5 protein-coding genes and 1 pseudogene are annotated in these 5,373 nt (G+C 42.4%); 2 read left to right on the top strand and 4 right to left on the bottom strand.

The window, feature by feature from the left end; all coding sequences use genetic code 11:
• The 4 genes from ACEW8S_RS11740 to ACEW8S_RS11755 form a co-directional block, all read right to left on the bottom strand.
• The coding region (locus tag ACEW8S_RS11740) for a hypothetical protein (RefSeq protein WP_373518338.1) at positions 1-252 on the bottom strand (252 nt) is incomplete at its 3' end.
• 581 nt (positions 253-833) lie between these two features.
• Positions 834-1,571 carry a hypothetical protein gene (locus ACEW8S_RS11745; RefSeq protein ID WP_373518339.1) on the bottom strand — a complete coding sequence of 246 codons (738 nt, stop codon included), beginning with the start codon at positions 1,569-1,571 and terminating at the stop codon, positions 834-836.
• A complete protein-coding gene (locus tag ACEW8S_RS11750) occupies positions 1,568-1,951 on the bottom strand; it encodes a T9SS type A sorting domain-containing protein (RefSeq protein ID WP_373518340.1) in 384 nt (127 codons plus the stop codon). Before ACEW8S_RS11750 ends, ACEW8S_RS11745 begins: the two co-directional genes overlap by 4 nt.
• 449 nt (positions 1,952-2,400) lie before the next feature.
• A complete protein-coding gene (locus ACEW8S_RS11755; protein ID WP_373518341.1) occupies positions 2,401-3,756 on the bottom strand; it encodes an exopolysaccharide biosynthesis polyprenyl glycosylphosphotransferase in 1,356 nt (451 codons plus the stop codon).
• 770 nt (positions 3,757-4,526) lie between these two features.
• Here ACEW8S_RS11755 and ACEW8S_RS11760 point away from each other — a divergent pair.
• Complete coding sequence (locus tag ACEW8S_RS11760; protein ID WP_373518342.1) at positions 4,527-5,171, top strand: DUF4255 domain-containing protein; 645 nt, start codon at positions 4,527-4,529, stop codon at positions 5,169-5,171.
• A pseudogene (locus ACEW8S_RS11765) lies at positions 5,164-5,373 on the top strand (hypothetical protein); the annotation flags it as partial. The gene ACEW8S_RS11760 and the pseudogene ACEW8S_RS11765, both read left to right, overlap by 8 nt.

The following is a 5,373-nucleotide window of genomic DNA, read 5'->3' on the forward strand; positions in this document are numbered from 1 at the left end:
AATATCGTAGGTAGGTGTAGGGTATCTGCCATGATTCAGTCCTGAAAAGCTCCCGATTTTCACGTCACCCATTTGCCTCATAAATAAAAGCGGTTTTTCTCCCATGTTCTTGTGGTTCCAAGATTCTGCGTCAATACCTACCAATGTCAAAGATTCCAGTTCCGAAATGTCGGTGGCATCCCCCTCGGGGAACAGGTAATTACGCCATAAAACAACGTTGCCATAGCTTGGCATTTCCGTGTTACCTTTCATAACTGTTTGCGGCCAAGCTGTATGTGACCATAGTTTAATAAACTTGTTATTTCTAAAATAGCCCGATGTACTACAGTCAAACCTTATAACACATTTATCCATGTTAATAAAGGTATTATCCTCAATAGAGCAATTGGCACATGTTAGACGGGTGTACTGAATGGTTTTGAAGAAACAATTTTTTATAGGAGCACCAGATTCGAAAATCAAGTTCTTAGGATTTATGTGTTGTATTTTTACTCTGTTGCTACCGGCTTTTATACTAATTGTCGCATTGACTTTGGTTATGCTAGGATGGCCGTACAATCGTTGTCCGGTCTTCATCACAATCGGGGTACTTTCATATATTCCCTTCTCCAAACGTACGGAATTATGGGTGTCTAAAGCCTCCTGTAGTCTATAACCCTCGGAAATAGGTAAAAGGTAAGATTTGAAATAAAGGTCCTCCTCAGGTAAATTGAAGGCTTTTCCAACTTCGGTATTGGCTTGGTTCGCTTTATCTGACGATGAATCCAGACTGTAGGGGAAACTTTGCGAAAAAACCGTACAGGACCAAAAGATAAGGATAAAGTGAAATAACTTCATTGACCGGATATAATATAAGCGTTAACATCAATTTTCCGCAGCAATCCAAAACGTACGTTCTCGAGTGTGCTTTCAAAAATGGCGTTCCCATTTTTGGCATAGTTCAGTTCTACTTGGTCGGCGGTTTCGACGATAAGCTTCGCTCCATTATGTGCCTCGATGTTTATGACGTCGCCGATTTTCATGTCGACAAAATTATTGATTATAGTTAAGGTAGCGTCCGCGGTACACTCAATAATATTACCGACATCTTCTGTGTTGGCATTTCTAGAAGTCGTAAATGAAATGGGTTTGGCCTTCAAAACATAATTACCATCATCTGCAATGCGTTCAGCGGTTTTGGCATGCAGCGCATAAGGTACGCTTAATAATTGGGAGGCTCCCTGTAATTTATACGAGCTGCCGCCATTTATATCGACAGAGGTTTCAATAAAATAGGGACCTTTCGACCAAACTATTTCCGAAAAACTGCCCCTTATGGGCGACCCGCCCCCGATTTCTAGACTTACCGTGCCGTTCGACGATGTGACGGGGCTATGTACTTCTTCATAGACCGATGTTCCCGAAAGGCTATTTTGAAGGATTGCAATTTTCATTGCAATCCGGGTTTTTGATAATAGTGTATTATCGGCATTGACTATGGTGGCCTGATAGCTTATTTTTTCTGGGGTCTGGCCCAAAATCAAAAGCGACTGAAAAAAGAAAAAACAGGATACTAAACACTTTGTGCTCATTGGTTGGATTGTATTAACTTAAAGGATTCTATTTCCTTTTCATTTTTATAAAGTAGTAAGATGTATATCCCTTTTGGGATGGAGTTTAGTAAAATTTCCTCTTGCCTATTACCTACCTGCCCCGTATTTAATAGGTTACCCGCCAGGTCATAAAGCTCAAAATGGTAGTTTTCTTCACTCTCGCTCATGAAACCGTCAATAGTTAAGGTAATTCTGTCGACGAACGGGTTGGGATGAAGTGAAATACTTACTGCCTCCTCCAAGTCCTCGGAAATTTGCGGGATCGAATCGATTAATGCGGCCGCCACAAGCGTAGTATCTTGAAGTATGGCATTTTGGGAAACACTGTCTTGTGCCGCTAAAACTATGACGCTATTCAATGATCCGACGGAAAAGGAAAGACCTTCCGACCCATTTTGTTCAAATCCGGATGAACTGAGAATTTTAGGGATTGGGTGAACCGTGGTATTTGATTCTTGTGCTAATGACGTCTTCGCTAGAAAAATTAGCGGAATAAGTAGGCAAAAAGGTAGTCTGTTCAAGGTCGGGGGGCCTTTTAATATTAACTCAATGTTTCGTGTTAATAGGGTTATGTTATGAAATACATCAGTTTCTGGGTACGCTCAATACTGGAAACATATATGAGTCGACAAAAATAAGGCAAGTCCTACAAACATCGATGAAAAGATTGTTTTTTTCGATGAAATGCATGCTTTATCACCAAAATGATAGACGTGTTTCTAGGTTGCCCCTACATTAAGAGCGTAAAATTTTAGGTTTGAAAGAAATGGTTATGATAGACATGATAAACTAGGGGTACTAACAGATCTTAGTAGGCCTTTTCATCTTTCCTGAATACATTGACTAAGGTCTGCCCCACGATCTTTATGTCAAGTGCCAATGACCAATTTTCCACATAAAAGATGTCTAGTTTCGTCCTGTGGAGTATATCCGCCTTCTTCGTAATTTCCCCCCGATAGCCCTTAATCTGTGCGAGTCCGGTAATACCCGGTTTTACAAAGTGGCGTACAAGATATTTGTCCACCGACATTTCAAAGTCCCAGGTATGCAGTTCCATATGGGGCCTCGGTCCCACAACACTCATATCGCCCCGAAAAACGTTGAAGAACTGGGGCAGTTCATCTATACTGGTCCGACGAATAAACTTTCCGATGCGTGTGATTCGAGTATCGTTCTTGATTGCCATTTTTGAGTTCGCATCCTTGTTAGAGCGCATCGACCTAAATTTGTAGCACCAAAATACCTGGCGTTTGAAACCATGGCGTTTTTGCCTAAAAAATAAGGGTCCGGGCGATTCGATTTTCATGACAATGAATAAAAGTGGGGTTAGCCAAGATAGCACTATGACGATTACGAGGGAGGAGAACAAAATATCGAAGGTACGTTTGGAAAGACGACTGTATTCGGTGTCAAGCGGTACTTTACGAATGTTCAATACGGGAACGGAGCCATAGAGTTCTATGGACATCGCCTTGGAAAAAATTTCCTTGTTATCGGGAATGATCTTGACCCTAACGAGATTATTATCGGCAAAGTCGATGAGGTTCTTGAGTTCGTCGCGATTGAACTTCGAGGCCACAAGGTAGATTTCATCGATATCGTTTTCTAGTATATAGAGAAAACAATCTATAATCTTTCCCAAATACGTGGGGCTTTTCGATGCGTTATCGTCAAAATAGCCCATGTAGTGATAGCCTAGGTAAGGCTCATCGAACACTTTTCGAATTTTCTTGAGGTTTTTATCCCTGCCCAGAACAACTGCCTTGACATAATTGCCTCCTTGGAGCCGATATTGGCGTCTCGCCCAATAAAAGATGACCCTGTACCAGGTAAGGCAAAGACAGATCAAGATGTAAACAAAAAGTTGATATTCCAGCGATCCATAATCGGTTCGTGTAATACCGAATAGCGCAAAATAGGCAAGGCCATAAATGAGATAGAGCTGAAACATTTTGTAAATGTTGGTCGTAAACTGTTCCATGCGGCTTGTTGGATAGTAACCAAGGCCGTACGTAATCAGTAACCAAGAGATATTATAGTGTAGAATATGAAAGAGGTCGAAATAGGTCTCGGGCGTGAGCATGGCCAAAATACCGTTGATGATACACAGATGTATCAAAAAGGATATCGGAATGATCAGGTCAGAATTTTTATGTGCTGTCATCGATACTTTTCAAAACTGGCTTCTTTTTTCTAAAAAAGCAGGCTGTACTTGGTTTTGCCCGACCGTTAAACAACAATTGCGTAATCGGGCTCCTTACGGATTACGTATATACTCATGTTACGCGTTTCCATTGGGGACTTTTCGTTAAAAACGGCTGTTTTAATACCGGTCAAAGATACTTGGCGCACGTGGATTTTTGGGGATTATCGGGGATTTATTTTCGAAAACCAAGGTTGGTTTCTAATCCCCCTGCTCATATACTTCTACGGTGTCGTTGTCAATTGCTTTTGACAATTACGGCTAAATCTGCCCTCGAAGAATTCTTGGTGTTCGGCATGGACAAGGGCGATTTCGAACATGGGCGTAGACCCGGTTCATGCGCTACGTGTCCCCTTCCTTTTGGGTGTCGGGATATTGGCCAATGAATCTACGTTGAAGACCGGGGAGATTGTCCGGTTGCCTGAGTTTACTTTTGGGGAATAGAGGATTTTTTATGGATTAAAGCTATTTGTCATCATCCTCTTTATCGACCTCTCCCTTTTTTTTGCCCCTTCCCGAACGCCATACTTCGGCCAAACCTCAAATAATGGCTCCAAAAAACTTTGCCATAAATCCCCAAAAATGGGGATTGATTTCGACCCTTCATTTGATCATCTTGCATCCACATCCAGACCCGTTACCAAACAGTTTTGGCCTATTCGGCCTTTTGCCACCAACGGATCACCCCCATTAGATTATTCCCCCGATTAACGTATTAACGGATATGGACCATGATCGGCCTCGCCCTAAAGTTGTTACGGGATGAACTTAGCGAATACGTCTTCCTAAACAAAAGACCCGGTGACTCCATTACTCAAGACGATGTGATTCTTCACAACATCGCCCTAATGGAAGGTGATGCCGCGGCAGATCTGGGCAATAAAATTGTGATCACCCTTGTAAATACAGAAGAAGAAAGCACATTAAAGAACGGGGGCAATGCGGTCAGAACGATAAACGGCATTCGATATGTCGAGCCGGCCGTGTTCCTGAATCTCTATGTGCTGATATCGGCCACGCTGGGCCAAGACCTGCAAGACGCCTATGAGTTTGCCTTGCATAGGCTCTCGTTGATCATACAGTTCTTTCAGGCCAAGAAAACCTATACGATCAAAAATTCCCCTTTTACTACTATTTCGAACGACAACAATATACCCCAAGAGACCAAGGATGAATTACGGCTGAACGTAGAGCTATATACCCTGACGTTCGAGCAGATTAACCATTTATGGGGCTCGTTGGGAGGAAAACAGGTGCCCTTCGCCATGTACAAGGTCCGATTGGTGAAAATACAGGAGAATTCCGGTCGGCAAGCTCCGCTAATCGAAACGGTGAAGACGATAGAAACGATGATAAATGCGGAATGTAATGAGTGAAACGGTCTTTAAAAAACTAGTTGAGGTGCAGATTTTACACGATTATTTTCTGACGACTGCTGATGGGGTATCCTTTTTTGAAAGGAACGAGGACGAAAAGAAAGAGGTGCTGACCAAGAAGCTGGCCCATGGCATCTATGACATCCATACTTTTTTGAATGTCCGTCCTCTTGGGGATACGATTTTGAGGATGAACGAATAC

The sequence above is a fragment of the Pricia sp. genome, from assembly GCF_041745955.1.
In the GTDB taxonomy this organism is placed as follows: Bacteria; Bacteroidota; Bacteroidia; order Flavobacteriales; family Flavobacteriaceae; genus Pricia.